General features: G+C 37.0%; 15 protein-coding genes and 1 pseudogene. 8 read left to right on the top strand and 8 right to left on the bottom strand.

Annotation, left to right across the window (positions count from 1 at the left end; genetic code table 11):
• Nucleotides 1-51 precede the first annotated feature (51 nt).
• The 3 genes and pseudogenes from AB3I72_RS12555 to AB3I72_RS12545 all read right to left on the bottom strand — a co-directional run bounded on the left by AB3I72_RS12555 (nt 52) and on the right by AB3I72_RS12545 (nt 4,725).
• The gene (locus tag AB3I72_RS12555; protein WP_010715059.1) at nt 52-963 is read right to left on the bottom strand and encodes an aldo/keto reductase family oxidoreductase; all 912 of its coding nucleotides are present in this window, start codon (nt 961-963) and stop codon (nt 52-54) included.
• 68 nt (nt 964-1,031) lie between these two features.
• Nucleotides 1,032-2,457, bottom strand: a pseudogene (locus tag AB3I72_RS12550) (helix-turn-helix domain-containing protein).
• A 123-nt stretch (nt 2,458-2,580) separates the two neighbouring features.
• Complete coding sequence (locus AB3I72_RS12545; RefSeq protein ID WP_002361337.1) at nt 2,581-4,725, bottom strand: heavy metal translocating P-type ATPase; 2,145 nt, start codon at nt 4,723-4,725, stop codon at nt 2,581-2,583.
• Nucleotides 4,726-4,850: 125 nt separating this feature from the next.
• Between AB3I72_RS12545 and AB3I72_RS12540 the strand changes: the two genes are divergently transcribed.
• Complete coding sequence (locus AB3I72_RS12540; protein WP_002415909.1) at nt 4,851-5,549, top strand: helix-turn-helix domain-containing protein; 699 nt, start codon at nt 4,851-4,853, stop codon at nt 5,547-5,549.
• A 69-nt stretch (nt 5,550-5,618) separates the two neighbouring features.
• Here the strand turns inward: AB3I72_RS12540 and AB3I72_RS12535 are convergent, their stop codons facing one another.
• Both AB3I72_RS12535 and AB3I72_RS12530 read right to left on the bottom strand, forming a co-directional pair.
• Nucleotides 5,619-7,625 (bottom strand): KUP/HAK/KT family potassium transporter, encoded by a 2,007-nt coding sequence (locus AB3I72_RS12535; protein WP_002415908.1) that lies wholly within the window; start codon nt 7,623-7,625, stop codon nt 5,619-5,621.
• 333 nt (nt 7,626-7,958) lie between these two features.
• Nucleotides 7,959-10,604 (bottom strand): calcium-translocating P-type ATPase, PMCA-type, encoded by a 2,646-nt coding sequence (locus AB3I72_RS12530; protein ID WP_368023969.1) that lies wholly within the window; start codon nt 10,602-10,604, stop codon nt 7,959-7,961.
• A gap of 823 nt (nt 10,605-11,427) precedes the next feature.
• On the opposite strand from AB3I72_RS12530, the gene AB3I72_RS12525 reads away from it, so the two are divergent.
• Entirely contained in the window at nt 11,428-11,733 is a 306-nt protein-coding gene (locus tag AB3I72_RS12525) for a helix-turn-helix transcriptional regulator (RefSeq protein ID WP_002355748.1), read from the top strand.
• A gap of 344 nt (nt 11,734-12,077) precedes the next feature.
• Here the strand turns inward: AB3I72_RS12525 and queA are convergent, their stop codons facing one another.
• Nucleotides 12,078-13,109 (bottom strand): tRNA preQ1(34) S-adenosylmethionine ribosyltransferase-isomerase QueA, encoded by a 1,032-nt coding sequence (gene queA / locus AB3I72_RS12520; protein ID WP_002355747.1) that lies wholly within the window; start codon nt 13,107-13,109, stop codon nt 12,078-12,080.
• 165 nt (nt 13,110-13,274) lie between these two features.
• Here queA and AB3I72_RS12515 point away from each other — a divergent pair, with 165 nt between their 5' ends.
• The 6 genes from AB3I72_RS12515 (at nt 13,275) to AB3I72_RS12490 (ending at nt 18,749) form a co-directional block, all read left to right on the top strand.
• A complete protein-coding gene (locus AB3I72_RS12515; RefSeq protein WP_002355746.1) occupies nt 13,275-14,165 on the top strand; it encodes a ring-cleaving dioxygenase in 891 nt (296 codons plus the stop codon).
• Between the two features lie 626 nt (nt 14,166-14,791).
• Entirely contained in the window at nt 14,792-15,985 is a 1,194-nt protein-coding gene (locus AB3I72_RS12510) for a betaine/proline/choline family ABC transporter ATP-binding protein (RefSeq protein ID WP_002355745.1), read from the top strand.
• A gap of 3 nt (nt 15,986-15,988) precedes the next feature.
• Entirely contained in the window at nt 15,989-16,624 is a 636-nt protein-coding gene (locus AB3I72_RS12505; protein WP_002355744.1) for an ABC transporter permease, read from the top strand.
• A 2-nt stretch (nt 16,625-16,626) separates the two neighbouring features.
• Nucleotides 16,627-17,547 (top strand): osmoprotectant ABC transporter substrate-binding protein, encoded by a 921-nt coding sequence (locus AB3I72_RS12500; RefSeq protein WP_002355743.1) that lies wholly within the window; start codon nt 16,627-16,629, stop codon nt 17,545-17,547.
• A gap of 3 nt (nt 17,548-17,550) precedes the next feature.
• Nucleotides 17,551-18,213: an ABC transporter permease gene (locus AB3I72_RS12495; RefSeq protein ID WP_002363261.1), complete on the top strand. Its 663-nt coding sequence runs from the start codon at nt 17,551-17,553 to the stop codon at nt 18,211-18,213.
• 71 nt (nt 18,214-18,284) lie between these two features.
• Complete coding sequence (locus AB3I72_RS12490) at nt 18,285-18,749, top strand: GNAT family N-acetyltransferase (RefSeq protein ID WP_016630129.1); 465 nt, start codon at nt 18,285-18,287, stop codon at nt 18,747-18,749.
• 32 nt (nt 18,750-18,781) lie between these two features.
• Here AB3I72_RS12490 and AB3I72_RS12485 read toward each other — a convergent pair whose 3' ends face one another.
• Nucleotides 18,782-20,605: an APC family permease gene (locus AB3I72_RS12485; RefSeq protein ID WP_002379167.1), complete on the bottom strand. Its 1,824-nt coding sequence runs from the start codon at nt 20,603-20,605 to the stop codon at nt 18,782-18,784.
• A 297-nt stretch (nt 20,606-20,902) separates the two neighbouring features.
• The gene (locus tag AB3I72_RS12480) at nt 20,903-22,072 is read right to left on the bottom strand and encodes a cation diffusion facilitator family transporter (RefSeq protein WP_002386999.1); all 1,170 of its coding nucleotides are present in this window, start codon (nt 22,070-22,072) and stop codon (nt 20,903-20,905) included.
• Nucleotides 22,073-22,203: the final 131 nt, after the last annotated feature.

Raw genomic sequence — 22,203 nt, 5'->3', positions numbered from 1 at the left:
CCAAAATCAATCAGCAATACACGCTGAATCTTCACAAGTATGAAAATCTTTTTACGGCAAAACATTTCCCGCTGCACGATAAATATCGTACCAATCTTCGCGACTAATCACAATGTCTGCTGCTTTAGCAATTTCTTCAATTCTACCAAGATTCATACTTCCTGCGATGACTTGCATATTAGCAGGGTGGCGCAGAATCCAGCTGCTGGCTAAGCCAGTTGGCGTTGTTTGATATTTTTCAGCCAATTCGCTTAATTTTTGATTTAACTCAGGGAATTTTTCATTTCCAATAAAGACACCTTCAAAATAACCATATTGGTACGGTGACCATGCTTGAATAGTCATTTGTTTCAACCGTGAATAATCTAAAATACCATGATCATAATCAATGCTTCCTGATATTTCCATATTTGTTTGTAAGCCTTGATCCACCATGCCAGTATGCTTGATGCCAAATTGTAATTGATTGGCTAATAATGGTTGTTTAACAGCTGTTTTTAAAAGTTCAATTTGTCCTGGCGTTTGGTTACTTACACCAAAATAGCGAACTTTCCCTTGTTTTTCTAATAAATGAAAAGCTTCAGCTACTTCTTCTGGTTCCACTAAAGTATCTGGACGATGCAACAATAATGCATCGACTGAATCTACACCTAAACGCTGTAAACTCCCTTCAACCGCTTCTAAAATATGTGCTTTCGAAAAGTCAAAAAAGCCTTGGCGAATCCCACATTTCGTTTGTATAAAAATATCTTCACGACGAATGGCACTTTCTTTTAAGGCCTTACCAAAAATGGTTTCGCAGTCGCCGCCACCATAAATGTCGGCGTGATCAAAAAATGTAATGCCGTGATCATAAGCAGTTTCAATTACCTGTTGAGGATTTTCAGCACCATTTAAGCGCATACATCCTAAGACAACCGAAGAAACAGTTTCGTCACTTGTACCAAATTGCAGTTGTTTCATTTTAATATCCTCCTCATCCATTCCTCTTACTTCTTCATTTTAACACTATTTAGACAAAATTGGACTTCTTATGGTAGATTCGCTTCGACTTTTTCAAAAAAAGCAGGAGATAATTCCTCTGGCAAATAAACAACTGTCTCAGAAGAAAGCGCTACGTTCATCTGAAACAAATGATTGACAATTAAGAGGTGTGCTTGGTGAAGTTGATACGTTGGTTTTCCATGAATAATTGTAATATTCTTTTTTTCACTGAAATAGTTTTTTATAGATTGCCCCAGCGCTTGTTCCTTTTCTGGAGGAAAGTCCGTCAATAGGCAAATAATATATTTTTTTTTCATATAAAATCGGGTCAAATAAATCTAGGATGTGATAAAAATAGCAACTCGTAAATTCCCGTTCTTTTACTGAAGTAAAGACTGGATACAGGCGTTTTAAAAGCCTAATTAGTTTCTGTAATCTGTGCCAAGTTTGCTGATAACGTACAGCGAGTATTTGTTCCTGTTTATGAGCTGGCAACCATGTTTGTCCGTCTAATAAACTATTCATATGCGTACTTAAAAATCGACATAAATGAATTTCTTGATAATTAAAATGATGTTGTGTAAAATTTCTCCTAATTTCTTTCATAATAAAAATAGCTGTTTTTAAGCATAAACTTTCTATTTTCATTTGCTCATGAATAAAATACTTTCGCGCTCTCTTGCCAAAGCAACCACCAAAATGTGCTTCAAGAATCACAAATAACGCTTTTTGTTCTTTAAGAGATATAAAGGAAGTGCTCAACACTTCCACACGAAATAAATAAAAAAAAGCACTTGTTTGTTGAAATAAATTAGCATTTGGCACTGAAATTCCATGCCCGTCTCGATATCGTCTCTCCCAAATATAAATTAGCCAACTAAGATGATTCTGTTGTGCCACATTTAAATCCAACTCAAAAAAGGTAATGATTTTCCGAGTCATGTCTCTGTTTTCTTCCAGACAGCTTTCTTGAAAAAACAAATAAAAACAAAGGATTAACTGTCGAATTTGCCATTCATTGCCAGTTAAATCGTAATGTTTTTGACGTACAATAATATCAAAATTAACTAGCCAACGTCGAATATTAGAAAGTTTCTTCCGAAGAGTTGATTCCTGTAATCCCAATACCTGGGTCAATTGCGCATAATTGATTCGCTCTTCAATTAGACAACGTAAAATATAAAATTCGGGAATAAAATAACAAAATTTTTGTCTAAATCGAGCCAAGCCACAAACGCATAATTCACGATATTTTACAATTCCTTTGGTCGTTGTATAAATCTTACAAAGCCCTTCTATCTTAAACGTTTCCTGCTTTTTTTCAAAACGTTGAATGTAACAATGGATGGTTTTGTCGCTCACCTTTAGTTTTTCTGCAGCCATCAAAACAGAAAATGTCTGCTCTTGTTGCAGTAAATCCAACAATTCCAACATATTTTTATGTTCAAAAGACAATAATTCCTTGAAATCCATATATCGTCCCCTTTCACTCCCTTGTTATAAGAATACGTCAAATAAGGCAAAAATTTTTTTAAGAAGAAAAAAATAGAGAACAAAAAGTATTGATTACTTTCCGCTCTCTACAATTATATCGAATTATTTTTTTGAAATATGCAGTGTCATAGCATTTGCTGCTACAATAATTGTACTTAATGACATCAAGACAGCACCTACAGCTGGATTTAAAACAATCCCAATTGGTGCAAGAACCCCAGCCGCTAAAGGAATGGCGACAATATTGTACCCAGCTCCCCACCAAAGATTTTGGATCATTTTACGTCGTGTTTGTTTGGCTAAATCTAAGAACCTTAAAATATCTTTAGGATCACTATCCGTCAGTACAACATCTGCCGAATCAATCGCTACATCTGTACCAGCGCCTATCGCAATGCCGATTGAAGCACGGGCTAAACTTGGTGCATCGTTAATACCGTCTCCTACCATCATGACCTGATGCCCCTCAGTAAGATACTGTTGCACAATTTTTTCTTTATCTTCTGGTAAGAGCTCTGCGTAGTATTCCTTCATTCCTAAATAATTAGCAACTGCACTGGCAGCTGTTTGATTATCCCCTGTCAACATGACTGGCGTAATGCCTTGCGCTTGTAACTCTGCAATAAATGTTTTAGCTTCTGGTTTGACTTTATCTCCTAAAGCAAGCAGTGCGACTAATTGACCAGCGATGATTAAATAGCTCAAAGTATTTCCTTGCTCTTGATAGTTTGTTTTAATTGTTTCATCGAAGGTTAACTGTAACCGTGCAACTTCTTTTTCATTGACTATTTTGACTTCTTGGTTTTGAACAGTAGCAACCAGTCCTACGCCTGATAAAGCTTGCAGATTATGGGCTTCATAAGGTTGAACGGCTTGTTTATTTAAATAGTTCATGATCCCAATTGCCAACGGATGGTTTGCATTTTTTTCCAATGCCCCAATATATTTAAGTGCTTCTTCTCTAGTAAACTGCTTACTCATTAATTCTAAGCCAGTAACTGTAAATTGTCCTTCTGTTAAAGTACCAGTTTTATCCAGCAACACATATTCAACCTTATTGGCTTGTTCTAATGCATTCCGATTTTTTAAAAGTAAGCCATTTTTAGCAGCAATGGAGGTACTTCTAGCAATCACTAAAGGAATTGCCAAGCCTAACGCATGGGGACAGGCAATAATAAAAACTGTAACCATTCGTTCAAATGCTAGCGACAAATCTTTCGTTACGAGTAACCAACCGATAAATGCTAACACACCTACGAATAAGGCAATATAGAATAACCACTTGGCTACACGGTCTGAAATAGATTCTAGTTTTGATTTTTCCGATTGCGCTTGTTTAACCATCTCCATAACTTTTGACAGGTAACTATTTTCACCCGTGCCAGTTACTGAAATTTCAATCATTCCGTTGCCATTGACAGCTCCACCAATCACGGAGTCGCCAATGTTTTTTTCTACTGTTTTTGATTCCCCTGTAACCATCGATTCATCGACTGTTGTGCTTCCTTTCAAAATTTTACCATCTGTCGGAATTTTATCTCCCGAACGAACAATCAAGCGATCGCCTTCTTGGACATCTTGCAAAGGAATTTCTTCTTCCCCATGTTCAGTCATTCGCTTGACTGTGTCAGGTAACAGTTCAGCCATTTTTTTCAAGGCATCACCAGCATTAGAAATAGCATTCATTTCAATCCAATGGCCTAAAAGCATAATAACAATCAGAGTGGCTAATTCCCAGAAAAAGTCCATCACGTGGGCCTGATTCGTAAAATGATTCATGTAAAACGCATATAGGCTATAAAAATATGATACCGAAATCCCCATCGCAATTAACGTCATCATTGCTGGACTCTTTTGCTGTAATTCCATTTTAGCGCCACTTAAAAATGGTTGTCCACCATAAAAAAATAGCACAGTTGCTAAAATTAAGACCAACCAATCAGAACCTGGAAAAGTAAATTGAAAAGGTAATTGAAAACCCATCATTGGTGAAAGAACAATAATCGGAATAGCTAAAATCAATGACAGCCAGAATTTTTGTTTAAAATTCCCCATATGCATTGAATGGTCCATTCCCTTCATTCCTTCATGTTGGTGTGACATAGCCATTTGTTCATGCGCCATATCATGATTCATGTGATTCATTTTATCGTGGGACATTGTTGGCTGTTTTTCCTGGTGTTGTTCATGATTATGTTTTGCTGACATATGATCCCTTCTCTTCTTAAGTATTTTCATCTTAAGCATAGCACAAGATGAAAATTGTTAGAAATAATTACTTTTTTTAGTTTAGAAAAAAAAAGAGCCGAATTTTGCGTATGTATATTTTAAGAACACCTTATCCTCATATTTATTACAAAAGGAGTGTTTCAATGAAAATTACTACAAAGCAAGTCGGGGCGCGCATGCGTGAAGCTCGAAAAAAGAAGAAGTACACTTTACGTTATTTAGCCAATAAAATTGGTTTATCTAGTGGAAGTACAATTAGTAACTGGGAATTAGGTTTGAATTTACCCAATAAACGATACTTAAAAAAAATCGCTAAAGCCTGCGACACAACAGTAGATTGGCTACTTTATGGTGATTTCGATCGATTTGTGCGCCAGCTATTAAAAGAAAATTTTCAAAATAAACAACTGCTAAAACCACCTTTTTTTACTCAGTTGATGATACGTTTATCTGAAGAACAGCTATCCTATCACGATTCCTTAAAAATTATGATTCAAGCGCAAAAGTTACAGCAGTCCTTTTATGCTTTTCCTTTAACAGTAGAAGCCCCCTCTCATTCCCAAGAGAGTATTTCTATTTATGAACCAACAACTGCAGAAGAACAGTCTGACCAATCTTATTATCATCCGTTTATTTTGTCGGAACTCCATGAATTATTTACACATTCTCAAAATCCAGAATTGGATTATTCTCTGATTATCGCTTTTCTTCCTTTGTTAAAAGTAGATCAATTAACTGAACCACAAAAAGAAGTCTTACTGGCCATCTTTAAGCGAATGAATTCCTTTAAAGACCAAACACTTTTAAATGAATTCTTTGTGGAATTACAGTATTTACTCTGATTCTACAAAAAAGATTGAGCCATGTATCTCAAGGACTTAGGCTCAATCTTTTAGTTAAATTTCTTCTATTTATGAACGATTCTTTCGTTCGACTAAGTGCGTTTTCCGTTGTGGTCCAATGATTAAAGGAACGGATTCATATTTGACTTCACTGTATTCCAAGCCAAACCAACTTTCAGGAGAGGTAGTTAAGTTTTTGATAGCTAATTTTGCCTGCATAATTTGTCGATCCCATTTTTTCAGTTCAGAAACGTTAGATAATTCTTCTTGAATTAATACAAATTGGAAATCGCCAACTTCTCTTCCTGGCGTTAATGAATAACGTTGTGGCTGTTTTGGCAAGCGGCCTGTTTTCATCAAGTCATGAACAATTTGTCTTAAATATACATTCACTTCTTGAGAAATATGGAAGCCTAAATATAGCTGAACTTGCACAATAAAATCAGTTCCTAACATGTCAACAGAATACTCTTGAGTAAAGGGTTCATCTGTTACCTGAACATTAACAAACCAATAAACGTTCGCTCGTTTTGGTTGTTTGTCCAAAATCGAATAAATAATATTACGATTAATTTCGCCGTCCACTCGATCGGAGGTTAAAAAGACCACGTTGGTTTGATACATAGGTACAGATGTATCTTCTTTCAAAGCTTTAAGTTGTGGTACATATTTTTCCAACGACACTTGTTCCGCCGTTGCTTCCTTAATCTCGTTGCCGCGTTCCCAAATAATCATGATGCATAACAAGAAGACTGCCATTCCCACAGCAACATATCCACCATGGAAAAACTTCGCAGCACTTGAAAAGAAAAAGACAACTTCAATGGCAGCAAAGAACAAGGAAATTAGATACGCAGACCAAGCTGGAATTTTATCCAAAAGATAAAACAACAATAAAATGGTTGTCATCAACATCGTAATCGTAATCGATAGACCATACGCAGCCTCCATGTGTGTCGATGTTCTAAAAGCCAGCACGATTGCTGAACAAGCTAACCATAAAATTAAATTCACCGCTGGAATATACATTTGACCGATATTGCTCCCAGGATAAATAATTTTGAGTCTTGGTAATAACTTCAATTTAATCGCTTCAGAAACTAAAGTATACGAACCTGATATTAACGCTTGCGAAGCAATCACTGCGGCGATTGTTGCAAAAACAACGCCAAATACGAGAATACCTCGTGGAATCATTTGGAAAAATGGGTTAATTTCAGCTAATGCCTGCATTTCAGGGTTTTCTTTGACCGTTAACAACCATGCAGCTTGACCTAAATAATTAAGAATCAAACAAATCTTAATATACGGCCAGCTAATGCGGATATTCATTTTTCCTACATGCCCTAAATCAGAATATAAAGCTTCAGCACCAGTTGTAGCCAAGAAAATATTCCCTAAAATAAATAGACCTAGTTTATTTTCTGGACTGACTAGTAATTGCAAAGCATAATATGGATTTAATGCACGAATAACCGTCCAATCTTGGCTAAAATTCATTAAACCAATGATGCCTAAAAAAGTAAACCACATGAACATAATCGGCCCAAAAGCTTTCCCGACCAATTCTGTTCCAAATCGTTGAACAGAAAAAAGAATTAAAATAATCGTCAACGTAATAACCACTATAATCGTTTGGTCATTACCAAAACGTTCAAAAAATGCCGGAATCCCCCGTAAGCCTTCGATCGCTGTCGTCACTGTCACAGCTGGGGTCAAAACGCCATCAGCCAGTAAAGCGGCGCCGCCAATCATTGCGGGAATAATCAAATACTTACTTTTTTTACGAACCAATGTATAAAGAGAGAAAATCCCACCTTCTCCATGGTTATCAGCATTTAAAGCAATAACTACATATTTAATCGTGGTTAAGATAGTCAATGTCCAAAAAATTAACGAGACCGAACCTAAAATAAACGATTCAGAAACCCGTGCCAAGCCACCATTATCTCCTACAATGGCTTTCATTACATATAAAGGGCTCGTTCCAATATCTCCATAGACAACGCCCATGGCAACTAAGATCCCTGCCATCGTAAATTTCCGACGATCAAACCCCTCTGCTTTGTGTAACACAATACTTTCCTCCTACAAAAGAAATGACTTCGTTTAGTTTAACCAACAGCTCCATAAAAACTTTTAAAACTCTTTATTATATAACGTTTTATATATCTTTTTCATTAGTCAAAAAGCGCTTTTTGACTAACGATGCTACTCACTATAATACGTTTTAAATCGTTTAGCAAGTCTTTTTATTAGAGAATGTTCATCTTAGATAAGAAACCCACCTATTTTGAAAAAAGGAAAATCAAAAATAAGTGGGGCAGCAGTCGAAACGACTGCTGCCCCACTTGCTAACTATTAAGATAATTTTCTGAACAAAAGCAGCTTCTTTTATTCCTGTTAAATTTAAATCACTTCTTCTTCCTCTTCAACTTCAGAGAAATGGAACTTAATCATTTCATTGACGAAAATTGGCACAAAGGATAGGAAAATTGCTAACATCCAATGATTTAAACTAATATGCACTAATCCAAATAGTTCTTGTGTGAATGGTAATAAAGCAATGGTTGTGGTAATTAGTAATGCTAAAACGACCATTTCAAAGAGCGACTTGTTGCTTGATAATTTTACACGGAAAACAGAGTTCGCACTACGAACATTAAAGACATGTAAGATAGAGGAATAAGCTAAGATTAAAAATGCCACTGTTTGTCCCACTTCATAGCTGTTTGAAACATAGGCTGAAACACCTGGTACAAAAGCACCTAGATAAAAACCAAACAAAGTAATGACTGTGAACACTGCTGCATTAATCCCAATCTTTTGCCATAAGCCTCGTGCAAAAATCCCTTCATTTTTAGGAATTGGTGCCTCATCCATAATTCCTTTTTCCGCTGGTTCTTTCCCTAATGCAAAACCAGGTAACCCATCTGCGACCACGTTAACAAACAACAGTTGAACCGCAGTAAATGGCGCACCCCAACCAAGTAACATGGCAATTAAAACAATAAAAATCTCAGAAATATTACAGCTTAACAAGAAGTTAATGGCTTTACGAATATTTCGGTACACGGCACGTCCTTGCGCAACCGCATCAACAATAGTTGCAAAGTTATCGTCCGTCAAAATCATATCTGAAGCGCCTTGGGCCACATCTGTTCCAGTAATCCCCATTGCGCAACCGACATCACTAGCTTTCAAGGCTGGCGCATCATTCACGCCATCTCCGGTCATTGCTACAACAGCGCCAGAACGTTGCCATGATTGAACAATTCGAATTTTATCTTCAGGGGTTACACGTGCATAAACGGATAAATCTTTAACCCGTTTATCTAATTCTTCATCACTCATTTTTTTCAGTTCTGAACCAGATAAGGCTTCACTTTTATCTTTTAAAATTCCTAATTCTTTAGCAATTGCACTGGCTGTTACCACGTGATCACCAGTAATCATGACTGTTTTAATTCCAGCTTTTTTCGCACGAGCAATGGCGCCCTTACTTTCTGGACGTGGTGGATCAATCATGCCAATTAAGCCTAACAAGCGAAGATTTTTTTCTAAAGCCTCCGATGTAATTTCCTTGGGTGGTTCATCATATACGGCATAACCGACAGCAATAACTCGTAACGCTCGTTTTCCGAAACGATCATTAACAATAGCCGCTTGATCGACATCCCCGAAACCAAAACGAGGTAGTAACACATCAAAGGCTCCTTTAGTAATTGAGATGTGCTTTTTCCCCCATTGATGGACCGTAGTCATCATTTTACGTTCTGAATCAAAGGGAATTTCACCAATACGAGGATATTTTTCTTCAAGTTCTTCTTTCGTATGATAATTCTCTTCGACAGCACGAACAATTGCCGCTTCTGTCGGATTCCCTGTAACAGTTAGTTCATCGCCTTCTTTTTCCACAATGACATCTGTACATAAAGCAGCCATTTTCAGTACTTCCATGGCTTCATCGGTCATGGCATCTTCCGTATCCGTTACTTCATCACCACGATGCCATACTCGGCGGACACGCATTTTATTTTGTGTCAGTGTTCCTGTCTTATCAGAACAGATAACATTCGCAGTTCCTAGCGTTTCTACTGCTGGCAATCGGCGAATAATCGCATGTTTTTTAGCCATTTTTTGAACACCATATGCTAAGGTTAACGTTACAATCACGGTTAGTGTTTCTGGTACAGCTGCCACCGCTAAGGAAACGGCTGTCATAAACATTTCAAGAAGCGGTTCTCCTTGCAGTTCACCAATAATGAAAACAATTGCCGCAGCCCCTAAGGCTAACAAACTAATACGTTTGCCTAATTGATTCAAGCGTTTTTGTAATGGTGTTTTTTGCTGATCGCTGTTATTCAGTAACCCAGCAATTTTACCCATTTCTGTATTCATTCCTGTTGCAGTTACTACTGCTCGTCCGCGGCCATTCACAACGGTACAGCCTTTGAAAATCATATTTATTTGATCTCCTAAGCCATCATCGTCATGCCCCACGTATGTAGGATCTTTTTCAACAGGTTCACTTTCACCTGTTAGTGCTGACTCTTCTACGCGCATTTGAGAAGCTTGAATAAGTCGTGCATCGGCTGTAATCATTGAACCAGCTTCAAGAACTAGAACATCTCCTACTACTAGTTCTTCAGCATCGACTTCGATTACCTTGCCATCTCGTAAGACTGCACTACTTTGCTTGTTCATGTCTTGTAAAGCCGCCAGAGATTTTTCAGCATTTCCTTCTTGAACAATGGCTAAAACAGCATTGATAATCACAATTGCAATAATTAAGATTCCTTCAAAATATTCGCCATGTTCTGTTACGATTGCTGTATAAAACGAAATTGCCGCAGCAACTAATAAAATAATCGTTGTAAAATCAGATAAACTGTGAATAAATTTCTTTAACACAGAATCCTTCTTAGCCTCTTCAAATTGATTGCGGCCATTTTCTTTCAGCCGTTGTTGGGCCTCTTGTTGTGTTAAACCAGTTTCAGTATTGACTGAAACTTCTTTTGTGACAGTATCGACAGTTTGCTTGTAAGCTTCCATCCTATTCCCCCTCTAATTTTTTCTTCCTATATAATAGTGTCTCTATTAAATATAACATGATTTTTTTTGAACACGCAACTTTTTTCATCTTTGGCTTAGCGTTCTCTCATATGTCCAGAAAAAACTGGTATTTTCGTTGTTGCTACAGCAATGTTTCTATTTGATTATGGGAATTTTATGAAAAAGGAAACGAATTCAGCCAAAAAGCAATGGACATTTTTTTCATTTTGTCTGATAAAAAAATAGTTTATTTCTATATATTCAACACAAAAACAACAAAAAAATACAATGTTATTTAGTTCGCACGATTATTTATTTTACATGTTATAAAATAACCAGAAAAATATTATATTTAATCTTATTAATAAGTGTTATAACTTGCAAACGCTTCCAAAAAGTGCTATTCTTTAAGTGTAAGGAGGACATGCAAATCAATTGGTTGAAGATTTTCTCAGTAGATAAAAATCGGTAAACTCAAAGTTGTTAGAATTGCAAGATTCACCTGTAAACAATACGTGTAGAGTAATTGTTAGTGATAACTCGTATCGGAAAATAGGGAAAGGTTATAGAAGGATGGAGTTTCTATAAAGCATTTACCCTATCTGTTATCACCTAACGCAAGTTATCCACCATCCAAGCGTCGAAACTGTATGAAAACAAGGTTTTAGTTTCACCACATCACGTTCACCTTTTGCTTTACATGTATCGCGAAATGTAAACACTTATTCAACCAATTGATGTCTTCCCGTTAACAAGGCCGAGCTTAAATTTAAGCTCGGTTTTTTCTTTTAGGCAATAAAATATATTTGTATCAAATAATCATATGTGTTATATTCAAGGTGCACATTCTATTTTATCTTCTTTTAAAGGAGGGAATGCTATGCGAAAAAAGAAAAAATCTTCGTTTGAAAGTTCAATTCATGTTTATCGTGCTATGGCTCGTATGACTCAGCAAGATTTGGCCAATCGAGTCGGTGTCTCTCGACAAACAATTATTCAACTGGAACGAAACAAGTACAATCCTTCATTACTTCTTGCGCATGACATCGCGAACGTCTTTGGCGTAACCATTGATGATGTGTTCACCTTCAAAGAAACACTGAATGACGATGTAGAACAAGAAGCCTAAACAGTATAAGCTGTACTTAACAAGACAATTTTTCTGATTGTACTTGGAGTTGCCGAGGTACAACTTAGTACCGGCAATACGAAGAAAGCACTTCTTCGTATTGTTGTTTCAATAATTAATCTTTGCTTACATAAAAAAAGAACGGCGCAACCGTGGTTGCGTCGTTCTTTTTATTCTAAGATTGTCTACTAAGCATTTTTGCTCTAGTAGCGTTTTGGTTTCTAACTTTATTATTTACAGGGGAAGAAAAAATAAAGCACACCTTTACTGTGATTCCAAAAATCACGTGTTTATCATAATATATTTTTGTTTCAATCCCAAGTATTCTGCTCACAAAGTGTCGCTTATTTAATAAACATTGCATCGCCAAAACTAAAGAAACGATATTTTTCTTCAATTGCATGTTGATAAGCAGCCAATGTTAAGTCTTTTCCTGCAAAGGCACTCACAAGCATCACTAACGTAGATTTTGGTAAATGGAAGTTCGTTGAAAAAGCCTCTACAACTTTAAATTGATACCCTGGTGTGATAAAAATATCGGTCCAGCCACTGTCAGCCTGGATTTCACCATTAAATTTTGTGCCAATTGTTTCCAACGTACGAATAGAAGTTGTTCCAACCGCAACAATCCGACCGCCTGCTTGGCGTACTTCATTTAATTGCTTAGCCGCTTCTTCAGTTAAACGATAGAATTCGCTATGCATATGATGTTCTTCTATATTATCAACGCTCACGGGACGGAATGTTCCTAAACCGACATGTAACGTTAAATAAACGAGATGAACACCTTTTGCTTTGATCTCTTCTAATAGTTCTTTTGTAAAATGCAAACCCGCTGTTGGTGCTGCAGCTGAACCATTTTCTTCAGCATAAACCGTTTGATAACGATCTGGGTCATCTAAGCGTTCTTTGATATATGGCGGCAATGGCATTTCTCCTAACGATTCTAAAATTTCTAAGAAAATACCATCATATTTAAATTCAATGATTCGACCACCATGTTCCAACTCTTCTTTAACTACCGCTTTTAGGCGACCATCGCCAAATTGAATTTCCGTGCCGACTTTTGCACGTTTCGCGGGTTTAATCAAGGTTTCCCATGTATCGCCTTCTGTATTTGTTAAAAGTAAAACTTCCAAATGACCGCCTGTTTCAGGTTTTTCTCCATATAAACGGGCCGGCAGTACCCGGGTATTATTCATGACTAATGCATCCCCAGGCTGTAATTCATCAAGAATATCATGGAAATGTTTATCCTCCATGTCCCCTGTTTCTTTATTTACAACTAATAATCGTGAACTAGCGCGATCTTTTAGTGGGGTTTGAGCAATTAATTCTTCTGGTAAATCAAAATCAAAATCTTCTGTACTTAGCATTTCCGTCACTCTTTCTACTAGTTTTTATCTTGGTTATTCTAACACTTTTTCTTGTTTCTGGCTATGTCAGCCTTCTGAATCAAACTAAATAGTTGTCAAAAAATGTCAGAAGCACTATACTTACTTTAAGTAAGTATACATAGTTATTTAGAGGAGGAACTCAAAATGCATGCTCAATTTCATCATGTTTCACTATTAGCGCGTCATGGTCAAGAAAACCAATCATTCTATACAAAATTGTTAGGCTTACGTTTTGTCAAAAATACCGTAAATCAAGACAACAATCGCATGCCTCATTATTTTTATGGCGATTATCAAGGCACACCGGGAAGCTTAGTAACTTTTTTTATCGTGCCCTTATTAGGCAACCGCTATGAAGAAAAAAATTATTTAGCCACGATTGGCTTAAAAATCCCCCAAAATAGCCTTTCCTTTTGGGAACAACGTTTAACAGAAAACAAAATTCCATTTAACAAAAAAGAAAAGAGCCTACATTTCAGTGATCCAGATGATACGCATATTATCCTGACAGAAGTTCCTGAAAATCCATTAAAAGAAACACTCGTTGTTTCTAACGACATTCCAGCAGCGGTTCAAATTATCGGTTTGGCCTCTACTGAATTTCATGTGCCAGATTCTGAAAAAACCTTGGCCTTTTTTGAAACATTTCTTGGTTGGCAAGCAGTTGGCAATACGATTATTTTAAGTGAGACGGAAAGCTTTTCTGTTCATCAAACAACGTCGGATAAAACAAGCCGAATGGGGCGTGGCAGTATGGATCATATTGCTTTTTCTGTGGCTGATGATGAAGCATTACAAGAACTACACACTCGCGCTTTAGCACAAGGCTGGGAAATTGAAATGTATGTAAGTCGTGGATATTTTAAAAGTTTATACATTCGTGAACCAGGCGGGAATCGGGTTGAATTTGCTACTTTGACTCCTGGTTTTACATTGGATGAGCCTCTGGAACATTTAGGGGAAACGTTGGCTTTACCGCCTTTTTTAGAACCAAAACGGACTGCAATCGAAGCCAACCTCTACAAAGATATGTAACCAACGCTTTAGAAAACAACGGAAGACGGACGTAATAATCGGTGACAAAATTACGTCCGTCTCTCTTCCCCTATGTTTGAATGTTTGAACAAGAGAATAAAAAATGACCTTCAGATTTTTCTGAACGTCATTGCACATTCCATAAAAAGCATCCTTCGTTCTTCCACTTCTTACTTCTTAAAAAAACTGGTAATTTTTTCAAAAATTCAGTAAAATAAAAGTGATCAATGGTTTCCATTGATTGAACGGGCAACTTGATGGTCCACTTGCACAGGTGACTATTCAAGGCTTCGTGATTTAGTTGCCGCTAAATCATGAAGCGCCTTTTTTTATTTTATTCCCTTGTTCTCTTTCCATTCTAATGAAAAACTCAGCTCCCGTCAACTTGCTATAAAGGACACTTTTCTTTGTTATAGCGGCTTTTCCCCCTTCTCAGAATACTCTTTTTAACATCTTGTTTCGTTCAGACAACTTTTACTAAACAATAGTTGTCTTTTCTTTTTTTTAGAACGAATTAAAAAATTTTTACCGCCTTCTTTTTCCCATTAAAAATAGATTACATTTGTCGAAATCGCATTTTTATAGCATACTAGTAATAAGATACATTTTCAAAATATTTAGTTGAGGTGAGTAAGTTGATAGAATTTCAGCATGTATCAAAATTTTATAAAGGCGGAAAAGTCGCCGTTGATGACATTAATTTGTCTTTCGATAAAGGTGAATTTATCTGCTTCATCGGAACAAGTGGTAGTGGAAAAACGACATCAATGCGGATGCTTAACCGCATGACTGACCCTTCAAAAGGAAAAATTTTAATTGATGGCCAAGATATTCAAAAAATCAATCCTGTAGAGCTACGTCGCCAAATTGGCTATGTCATTCAAAATATCGGCTTGATGCCTCACATGACCATTCGTGAAAATATCGTTTTAGTGCCTAAATTATTAAAAGTACCTGTGGAAGAACGCAATAAGATAGCCGAAAAAATGATTGATTTGGTTGAGTTACCACGAGAAATGTTGGACCGCTATCCCAATGAACTTTCTGGCGGACAACAACAAAGAATCGGCGTTGTGCGGGCTTTAGCTGCCAATCAAGATATTATTCTAATGGATGAACCTTTTGGTGCTTTAGATCCTATCACCCGTGATTCATTACAAGATTTAGTGAAAGATTTGCAAGAACGTTTAGGAAAAACGATTGTCTTTGTTACCCATGATATGGATGAAGCGTTGAAATTAGCAAATAAAATTGCCATTATGAGCGAAGGCAAAGTAATTCAATTTGACACACCAGATAATATTTTACGTCATCCAGCCAATGAATTTGTAGAAGAACTCATCGGAGAAGATCGCTTATTACAAGCCAAACCTGATTTCACCACTGTTGATGAAGTCATGTTAAATTCAGCTATTACTATCACGCCAGAAAAATCTTTACAAGAAGCGATTAAATTGATGCGTGAAAAACGGGTTGATACCTTATTAGTTGTTGATAATTCCCATGTGCTTAAAGGCTTTATCGATGTTGAAACATTAGATCAGCAACGTGGCAAAGCTTCTAGTGTTGGTGATATCTTGAATAAAGATGTCTTCTTTGTTCAAAAAACCGCTCTTTTACGTGATGCTTTACAAAGAATCTTAAAACGTGGCTTAAAATATGTACCAGTCGTTGATGAACAAAAACGAGTGGTGGGCATCTTAACACGTGCTTCCCTTGTTGACATTGTTTATGATGTTATCTGGGGCGATGAAACAACGATTAGTGAAGCTGTAGAAGCAAAACAAAGCGAGTCCGAAACTGATAAAGAGGAGGCGTAAGCAATGAGTAGCTTCTTTCAAGAATATGGATCAGAAATGATTTCAAAAAGTATTGAACATATTTATATTTCATTCTTTGCACTTTTATTAGGGGTCGCTATCGCTGTGCCCGTTGGCGTTTGGTTAACACGTTTGCCCAAAGTAGCCAATATTGTCATTGGTTTAACAAGTGCCTTACAAACGGTTCCTTCGTTAGCTTTATTAGCTTTGATGATTCCAATTTTTGGTGTCGGCAAAACACCCGCTATTATCGCGCTATTCATCTATTCCCTTCTACCTATTTTAAGAAACACGTATATCGGAATGAAAAATGTCGATGAAAATTACCGAGATGTTGCTAAAGGCATGGGCATGACCAATTTACAGTCTATTTTTAGTGTTGAATTACCCATTGCCATGCCAACAATTATGGCCGGCATTCGTTTAGCTGCTGTCTATGTCATTGCTTGGGCTACACTGGCTTCTTATATTGGTGCAGGTGGTCTTGGTGATATGATTTTCAGTGGATTAAATAACTATCAGCCAGAATTAATCTTTGGCGGGACTATTCCGGTAACTATTTTAGCGCTTTTAGCAGATGTTCTTCTTGGATTATTAGAAAATCGTTTAACGCCAAAAGCTTTAAGGGAGGGCGAATAATGATGAAAAAGAAACTCAAGTTAAGCTTACTCTTCTTAAGCAGTTTACTTTTATTGGCAGGTTGTTCTTTACCTGGTCTCGCTTCAACTTCTGATGATAACACTGTTGCCATTACAGGTGGGATTACTTCAGAAGCGCAAATTTTAGGGAGCATTGTAGCGGATATGGTTGAGCACTACACAGATAAAAAAACAAATGTGATTAACAACTTAGCCACTACGACCATCAATCACCAAGCAATGTTAAACGGAGATGCTTCAATTTCTGCAGCTCGTTATACTGGTACTGACGTGACTACTACGCTTGGCTTACCAGCGGAAAAAGACCCTAAAAAAGCGTTCAATCTAGTTCAATCAGAATTTGAAAAACGTTATCAACAAACTTGGTTCCCTTCATATGGTTTTGAAAATACTTATGTATTCTTAGTTACAAAAGAAACGGCTGAGAAATACAATTTAAAAACAGTCAGTGATTTAGGGAAAGTCGCAGACAAATTAGTTGCTGGTGTCGATACTGCGTGGATCACACGTGAAGGCGACGGTTATGAAGGCTTTAAAAAGGAATACAACTTCCAATTTAAATCTATTTTACCAATGCAAATTGGCTTGGTGTACGATGCAGTCAACGCTGGAAAAATGGACGTTATCTTAGGTTACTCAACAGATGGCCGGATTGGTAGTTACGATTTAGTCATGTTAAAAGATGACAAGCGCTTCTTCCCGCCTTATGATGCCGCTCCTGTGGTTAGTGACAAATTATTAAAAGAAACGCCGGAAATCAAAGATGTCTTAAATCGCTTAGATGGTAAAATTTCTACCAAAAAAATGCAAGAATTGAACTATCAAGCAGATAATGATTTAATTGAACCTGCTGTCGTAGCCGAACGTTTCTTAAAAGAAAATAACTATTTTGAGGGGGAGTAACAGATGAATAATATGAATTTATTCCAACAATTTATCTACTATTTCCAACAAAATGGCGGCTACGTCTTTCAACAATTTTTACGTCACTTTTTAATTTCGATTTATGGCGTAATCTTTGCTGCAATTGTCGGGATTCCTATTGGGATTATGATTTCACGTAAACGTAGCTTAGCCAACTGGATTATCCGTTTAGCGAACATTATCCAAACAGTACCAGCTTTGGCAATGCTTTCGATTTTAATGTTGGGGATGGGCTTAGGCGTCAACACGGTGGTTGTAACGGTCTTCCTTTATTCTCTCCTACCAATCATCAAAAATACGTACACTGGCATGATTCAAGTAGATCGCAATATTTTAGATGTTGGTAAAGGAATGGGTATGACAAAAGTACAACTTCTTTATATGGTCGAGTTACCTTTATCTGTGTCAGTAATCATGGCAGGTATTCGAAATGCGTTAGTCGTCGCAATCGGGATTACTGCGATTGGTGCTTTCGTTGGTGCTGGTGGTTTAGGGGATATTATTATTCGTGGAACCAATGCCACAGATGGTGCTTCTATCATTTTAGTCGGTGCCTTACCAACGGCCTTTATGGCGATTATCACAGATTGGGTTCTAGGGATTATTGAACGTCGTTTAGACCCAGCTAGCAAACATTCCAATTAATAAAAAATGCAGAGCAGATCCAACATTGTTTCTTTTCAATGGGATCTGTTCTTTTATCTAGGAGATTAATAATGTCTAACTACACTATTATCGATTTAAACCAACAACCACACTTAATTCCGTCAGCTGCTCAATGGTTTAGCCAAAAGTGGCAAATCCCCGCTGAAGCGTATCAAGCAAGTATGCAGGAAATGCTAACTAGCGAAAACCACGTACCACATTGGTGGTTCTGCTTGAATAAACAGCAGGACATCGTTGCAGGCGTGGGCGTAATTGATAATGACTTCCACAATCGTGCAGACCTTACGCCAAACCTTTGTGCATTGTATGTCGAACCAACATTTCGTCACCAAGGCTTAGCAGGAATTCTTTTAACAACAGTTGGTGATTTTCTTGCTAATTCTGGATTTAAAAAGCTTTATTTGCTCACAGACCATACTACTTTTTATGAAAGATATGACTGGGAATTTTTGACCATGGTAACCACTGAAGAGCAGTCTTGCGCTAGAATTTATCAAAAACAATTACGTCAATAAAAAAATCTGCCATCAAAAGATGGCAGATTTTTTTATTTTTTCAAGTGATAACTATAGGTAGCCACAATAATATTTTCCCGCCACGCTAAACGAATCCGCAAGCGTAAACTTGTTTGGTTATGCAAAATATTTTGCCAACGTTTATTCGGTACAAATTGTGGTACTAAAACTGTTGTACTGTAGTTATGCTTCGTGGCATTTTTACTAACTAAATCAACATAACGTAAGATAGGGTTTTGCAGTGAGCGATACGAAGAATGGACAATTGATAGACGAACGTCCGGGAAGTGTTTTTTAAACTCTTCCTGAATTTCTTTTTCCTTCTCAACGTTTTCATCCATTGAGACATGCATGGCAACAACATAATCACCAATGGAACGCGCATAGTTCAAGGCGCCGACATTTGCCTTGGTTACGTTCCCTACTAAAACAATAACTGTATTCCCATCAAACTCATGCAACTGTGCCCCATCTTCTAAACGTAGCTGTTCCGCCACATTTTTATAGTGAGTGTTGACCCGATAAAATGCATAAATCAACACTGGCATAATAATAAAGAACGGCCAGATGTCCCCTAATCGATAAATAAACAAAATGGCGATAATCGCGAAAGAGATAAAGGCGCCGACAATGTTAGCAATTGATTTTGGCAACCAATTTTTAGTTTCTTTTCGCCATTTTACAACCATCCCCGATTGAGACAAAGCAAACGGAATAAACACACCAATTGAATACAATGGGATTAAACGTTCTGTGGAACCTTGGAAAATCAATAATAAAACAATGGAACCAGCAGCTAAAGTTAAAATACCGTTTGAATAGCCTAAACGGTCGCCACGATCCATATACATATGCGGCATAAACTTATCTTTGGCTAAGTTATAAGCCAAAACTGGAAAGGCTGAGAATCCTGTGTTAGCGGCAACCGCTAAAATTAAGGCTGTCGCAAACTGTAATAAATAATATAAAATATTTTGACCAAAGACCGCTTTCCCAATTTGTGAAAGAACTGTCACTTCTTCTTTTGGCACAATCCCATACCAATAGTTAATAAACGTAATCCCCACGAAGAAGAACCCTAAAATCGTTGCCATTAACGCTAACGTCCCAGCAGCATTTTTTGCTCGTGGTTTCTTAAAGAATGGCACTGCATTACTGATTGCTTCAACCCCTGTTAAGGAAGAAGAACCAGATGAAAAAGCCCGTAGAACTAAGGCAATAGAAATTCCTGGAACCACGGCTCCTGGTAAAGCTGTCGCATTCAATGGCTGTGCGCCAGTCACAATTTTAAATAGCCCAACAACAATCAGTAAGGTAATAATTGCGATAAAACTATACACTGGCAACATTAAGAACGAAGCAGATTCTCGCAGGCCTCTCAAGTTCATTAAGGTAATCAATATCACAATCCCAATAGAAATTGCTACTTGATGACCATATAACGCCGGAATCGCCGATATAATCGCCTCTGCGCCCGCTGAAACTGAAACGGCTACTGTTAGCATATAATCGACTAACAACGAACCACCAGCCAATAAACCGGCATTTCTGCCGAGGTTTTCACTACTAACAACGTATGCGCCGCCGCCATGCGGATACGCATGAATAATTTGTCGGTACGACAATGTTAAAGAAATAAGTAAAATAATAACAAATGCAGCAATTGGCAATGAATACCAAATCGCAGCCGCCGACAAAGTAACCAGAACCACCACTATTTGTTCTGTACCATACGCAATGGATGAAAGTGCATCAGAAGATAACAACGCAAGCGCTGCAAATCTGCTTAATTTATGTTCATCATTTTCGGCTGATTTCAATGGTTTCCCAATGAACAGTCGTTTTAAATCCGCCATTTTTTTCTACTCCTTTTCTCTAGAGTGACCCGCTCACTTTTTTCATTATTTTTTATCAAACAAATCCATATGCTACGCTTCTCACAATGAAAAGTCAATTGATTTTTGTTACTGAAAAAGATAAAAAAATCACCATCTTTTTTTAATCAGACACTCATTTAAAGTCCCCCGCTTCCTTTATCTTATCAAGAGAATCCAGATAACAAAAGGATTTGCATTCTCTAAACAAAAAAGCGAGAGCTAAAAGTCTATTTGACCTTTTGGCTCACGCTTAAAAACTTAGTTAATTATTCCCTTTTATTGTAACAAGTACGTATGATCGAAGGTAATTTCCACTTTATAACGACCAATTTTTTCATAAACTTGCCGCTGAATTTCCACACCCAGTTCAAATTCAGATAATTTTGATTCTGTAGGTAAAACCAAGTCGAACAAAATCTTCGGCTCTTCGCCATGGGTAACTAAGCGGATATCATGGACTTTTAAAGACGCATCAAAAGAACGAATAATCTTTTTGATTGTTTGATGAACAAATTGTTGTGTTGGGTCATACAAATTCACTGGATCAATATGACAAACAAGATTAACATCCAACTCTTCTTTAAACTTCGCTTCAATCGCATCGATTGTCTGATGGGCCTTATTTAAATCCCAGCGATCATCAATTTCAATGTGAACAGACGCAAACGTTTGGCTAGGACCATAATTATGAATCAGTAAATCGTGATACCCTACAATTGTTTCCATTTTTGATAAGACATTTTTCATTTCATCAATTTCTGTTTGGCTCGGACGCATGCCCATCAACTCATTAATAAATTCGCGAATTAACTGCAGCCCACTATAAATAATATATGCAGCAATTAAAAAACCAATATATCCATCAATTCGCAAACCAGTGACGCCTTCAATAAATGCAGAAATCAAAACAGCTAATGTAGTATAAACATCATTAAAGCTATCCTTAGCAGAAGCAACTAATGCTTGAGAATCAATTTTTGCTGATACTTTTTTGTAAAACAGCCCTTGCCAAATTTTAATCCCAATTGACAAAGCTAAAACAGCAAATAAAATGGGTGTCACCTTGATTGATTCTGGATGCAGGATACGATCAACGGAGGTCGTTAGAAACTCAAACCCAATAAACGTAATCACTAATGATACAAGCATTCCACTAATATATTCAAAACGTTCATGGCCATAGGGATGTTCTTTATCCGCTGGCTTACCAGCAATATAAAAACCGACTAATGTTAAAACTGAAGAAATAGTATCGGACAAGCTATTAATGGCATCTGCCATGATTGAAACACTACCTGAAAGCAAGCCAATCATAAATTTACTAACGAATAAAAATAAATTAGAAACAAGCCCAATCCGCCCGGCAAAAGCACCGAATGCTGTTCGTTTTTCCAATTTACGACGTTCAATTTTTTTCTCATATCGTTGAAGCAATGCTTGAATCATTTTACAACCCCTACCCACTTTTTATTTCTTAAAAAAATACTATAAAACCTTTTTATACATTTGTACACAAAAAACCTCACTTTCTGAGGGAGATTTTATTATTTAGCATTGCCAAAAAGTCAAAAGCAAGA

It is taken from the genome of Enterococcus sp. GC34 (assembly GCF_040886645.1).
Taxonomy (GTDB): domain Bacteria; phylum Bacillota; class Bacilli; order Lactobacillales; family Enterococcaceae; genus Enterococcus; species Enterococcus faecalis.
Note: the sequence above shows the minus strand (reverse complement) of the source record. Positions and strands in the feature narration are given on the sequence as shown.